The organism is Dolichospermum sp. LEGE 00246, from assembly GCF_015207865.1.
In the GTDB taxonomy this organism is placed as follows: domain Bacteria; phylum Cyanobacteriota; class Cyanobacteriia; order Cyanobacteriales; family Nostocaceae; genus Dolichospermum; species Dolichospermum heterosporum.
The window spans coordinates 1-3,597 of record NZ_JADEWA010000522.1 but is presented as its reverse complement, the minus strand read 5'-3'; the positions used below and the strand labels follow the sequence as shown (position 1 = coordinate 3,597).

2 protein-coding genes are annotated in these 3,597 nt (G+C 35.2%); both read right to left on the bottom strand.

Annotated features, from left to right (window positions below; translation table 11 throughout):
- Nucleotides 1–36 precede the first annotated feature (36 nt).
- Nucleotides 37–1,776, bottom strand: a complete 1,740-nt coding sequence (pabB, locus tag IQ228_RS23315) for an aminodeoxychorismate synthase component I (protein WP_035082686.1) — start codon at nucleotides 1,774–1,776, stop codon at nucleotides 37–39.
- A complete protein-coding gene (locus IQ228_RS23310; RefSeq protein WP_193964599.1) occupies nucleotides 1,773–3,563 on the bottom strand; it encodes a Gldg family protein in 1,791 nt (596 codons plus the stop codon). The genes pabB and IQ228_RS23310 overlap by 4 nt, the downstream gene beginning before the upstream one ends.
- Between the last annotated feature and the right edge of the window lie 34 nt (nucleotides 3,564–3,597).

Here is a 3,597-nt window from a genome sequence, read left to right as displayed (position 1 = left end):
AGACAGTTTCATATTGAAGATTAATAAATTATTTAATCAATTAAAAATTAAAACTGCTTCTCGCCATTTTTGCACTGAGTTAATTATATAAATGCGATTGATATATTGTAACTGTTCCACTGCAATAATTTCTTCTCTGATTTTTCCTTTTTCAAGTAAATCAGCGCGAAAAGTACCTGCTAACAAACCGCATTTTACCGAAGGTGTCAATAATTCTCCATTCAACTCTACCACAATATTACCAATACAACTTTCTGTGATTTCACCTCTTTCATTCCATAGTAAAACATCATCACAATCAGGAAAAGCAGCTTTCGCTGTTTCATAAACTTGGCGATTAGTCGTTTTATGATACAAAAATGGATTATTAGAGTCAATGGCTGTGCAACACATACTTAGTTTAACAAATTCCTGATTATTCACAGGAGATAAAGGTATAGTTTGATATGTAATATCACCATAATAATCTAATAACAACCGCACTTTATAAGCCTGACTTAAAAATGTTTTTGTTAATTCATCAAGTTGTTTTTTCAGACTATTGATATCAACATTAAAATTAAAGTAAATTGCTGAAGACTGCAACCGTTGTAAATGATAATCTAAAACAAAATAACCATGATTGGGTTGCCATAATATCGTTTCTAAAAGTGAAAAATCTGGTTGATTTAATGTGAGAACCTGGGCTTTAATTTGACATTCTTGATATTCATCACTACTTACAGAATCCCAAACAATTCCTCCTCCGACTCCATACTCAGCTTGACTATTTTCCTTATCAATTAATACAGTCCGAATAGCCACATTAAATTGCGCTTGACGGTGGGGACTAATAAATCCAATACATCCAGTATAGATGCGGCGTGGTGTATTTTCCAACTTCTGAATAATTTGCATAGTCCGGGCTTTAGGTGCGCCAGTAATAGACGCGCAGGGAAACAACGCCCTCATAATTTCACTTAGGGAAGCTGTAGTTTTGGCTGTGACTGTGGATGTCATTTGCCAGACTGTGGGATATTTTTCAACATTGAATAAATGGGGAACTTTGACAGTATTAATATCAGCTATTCTTCCCATATCATTGCGAATCATATCCACAATCATCACATTTTCAGCGCGGTTTTTTTCAGAAAAATGTAGTTGATTAGCAATATTATGATCGGTTGCTAATGTTAAACCTCTAGCTGCTGTTCCTTTCATGGGACGAGAGGTTAAATTATTACCATCAAGATCAAAAAATAGTTCGGGGGAAGCGGAACAAATAGCAAAGTTATCAATGTCAACATAAGCACCATAGTCGGCGTTTTGCGCTTGCACTAATTTGAGAAATAATTCCCAAGTATCGCCATTAAAGGGTGCATTTAGTCGTAAGGTATAATTAACTTGATATGTTTCCCCCAAAGCAATATATTCTTTGATTTTACTAATGGCTTGATGATATTCGGCTTCACTAACTGAAGGTTTCCAATTGAGTTGATATTCTGTTGGTAAGGTTGGTTTTGGTAATTCAATAATTTCTGGTTTTTTATATAATCCAAACCAAAGTAGGGGAAATGAACTAGAAGAATGGGTTTCTAGTACGGAATCAAAAGCGGTGGAAGCTTCATAACTAATGAAACCTGCCGCATACATTTGATGTTTGGCGATTAAATCATTTACAAGTTGCAATTTAGGAACAACTTGATCAATACTATCAGCTTTGATAATTTCATCGGGATTTTGAAAACAAAGCCAATGCTTGAATTTAGCATCATGAATTACTAATTTATTTTTCATCGGCGTTTCCACCAAATAATAAATCCTGTGGTTAATCCAATTAAAGGTAATATAAACACAGCAATTATTGTTAACCAGTTAGCTTGAAGGGTTGATATAACAATGCGGCGATTTTTCGGTTCTTTAGGACGAATTGAGAGAAGTTGTTGATCTTGTTGACTTAGCCAACTAACTGAGTTTAAAAATACATCTCCATTTAATTGTTGTTCAAATAAACCATCAACGGCAAAATTTGAGTTTCCAAATACTACTAATCTGGATTCTTTAGCAGTAGGTTGAGAATTTATGGAAGTTGGAATTGGTGAAGTTGTGGAAGTTGGTGTTGGTGAAGTTGTAGAAGTTGGTGTTGGTGAAGTTGTGGAAGTTGGTGTTGGTGAAGTTGTGGGAATTGGTGTTGGTGAAGTTGTGGGAATTGGTGTTGGTGAAGTTGTGGGAATTGGTGTTGGTGAAGTTGTGGGAATTGGTGTTGGTGAAGTTGTGGGAATTGGTGTTGGTGAAGTTGTGGAAGTTGGTGTTGGTGAAGTTGTGGGAATTGCATTTGATAACTTTCTAGTTAATGCTACTCCTAAAGTTAAAGGTCCTTTTAAATCTTGACCTTCATTAAACTCTAATTTTTCACTTTTTTGATCACTTTCTGCCCAACTGTTGGGATAGGGTTTAGTTTTTAATAAAGCCATAGACTCGATACCCGAAACAGGATCAATTTCCAAAGGACGAGTTAAGGGATATACAGAAATATTTTTAGCAAAATCTTTAGTAATAGGATGTTGTCCATATTCTGTCACCAGAATAGCAGCGGGTCCTAGTTGTAAATTTGCGCCAGAAGTATCAATAGCCAAACGATTATCTAAGCGTACACCCCAATCTTTTAAAATAGTGTCTATTTTCGGGTTAGTATTGGGGTCAATCATCAATAATAAGTTACCACCACGATTGAGATAACTTTGTAAAGCTGTAACTTCCCCTATCAATAATTCTTGTTTAGGTCCAGCGACAACTATAACAGTAGCATCATCAGGAACTTGCGGCTGTTCTGCTAAATTTAAAGCTGATGTGGTAAAGTTTTTATCGGTTAATGCTTTAATTGCTTGGGAAATTGCCCCTTTACTAGCTGTAAGTGGATGTTCACCATGACCTTGAAGAAAGTAAACTTTAGCAGTTGTGGAACTGGTAATTTGTTGTAACCGATTAGTTAATTTTATTTCTGATAAACGTTCATTTTCATTAATTATCTGGACTAATTGCCGTTTGTTTTGAAATTCCAGATAAACTTCGCCATAATCTTTGATACCAAATTTTTCGGCCATTCCTGGCTTTAATTGAGGGTCAATATACTCAAATTTAAATTTATTACTTTGACGATGATAGTTATCTAGTAATTCTCGATCTTGGAGATTTTGGTCTTTACTAAATAACCAAACTTTTATGGTTTCTGGTAAGTTACTGACTAATTCTCTTGATTGAGGGGATAGGGTAAATAATTGACTATCTGTTAAATCTAGGCGCAGGTGATAGCGAATACCTAAAAAGTTAATTAATCCTAAGATAACTAATACTGATAAGGTGGCGACAAGGGCGTTAGTACCAGATTGGGTGGAACGTTTTTGCCACCATTTACTTTGCTGGCTTTGGATTATTATCCAGAGTCCACAAATTATTAAACCTAGTATTGTTAATAATAAAGGGATTATTCCCCATTTTTCTGATATTAAACCAATGGTTAAGCCGGAAGTTAAAAAGAATGGTCCTAGCCAAAATACAAGTTGCCAAAGTTTATTTTTATTCATTCTTTATAGTAGGGAGTCGGGGGAGTAGGGGGAG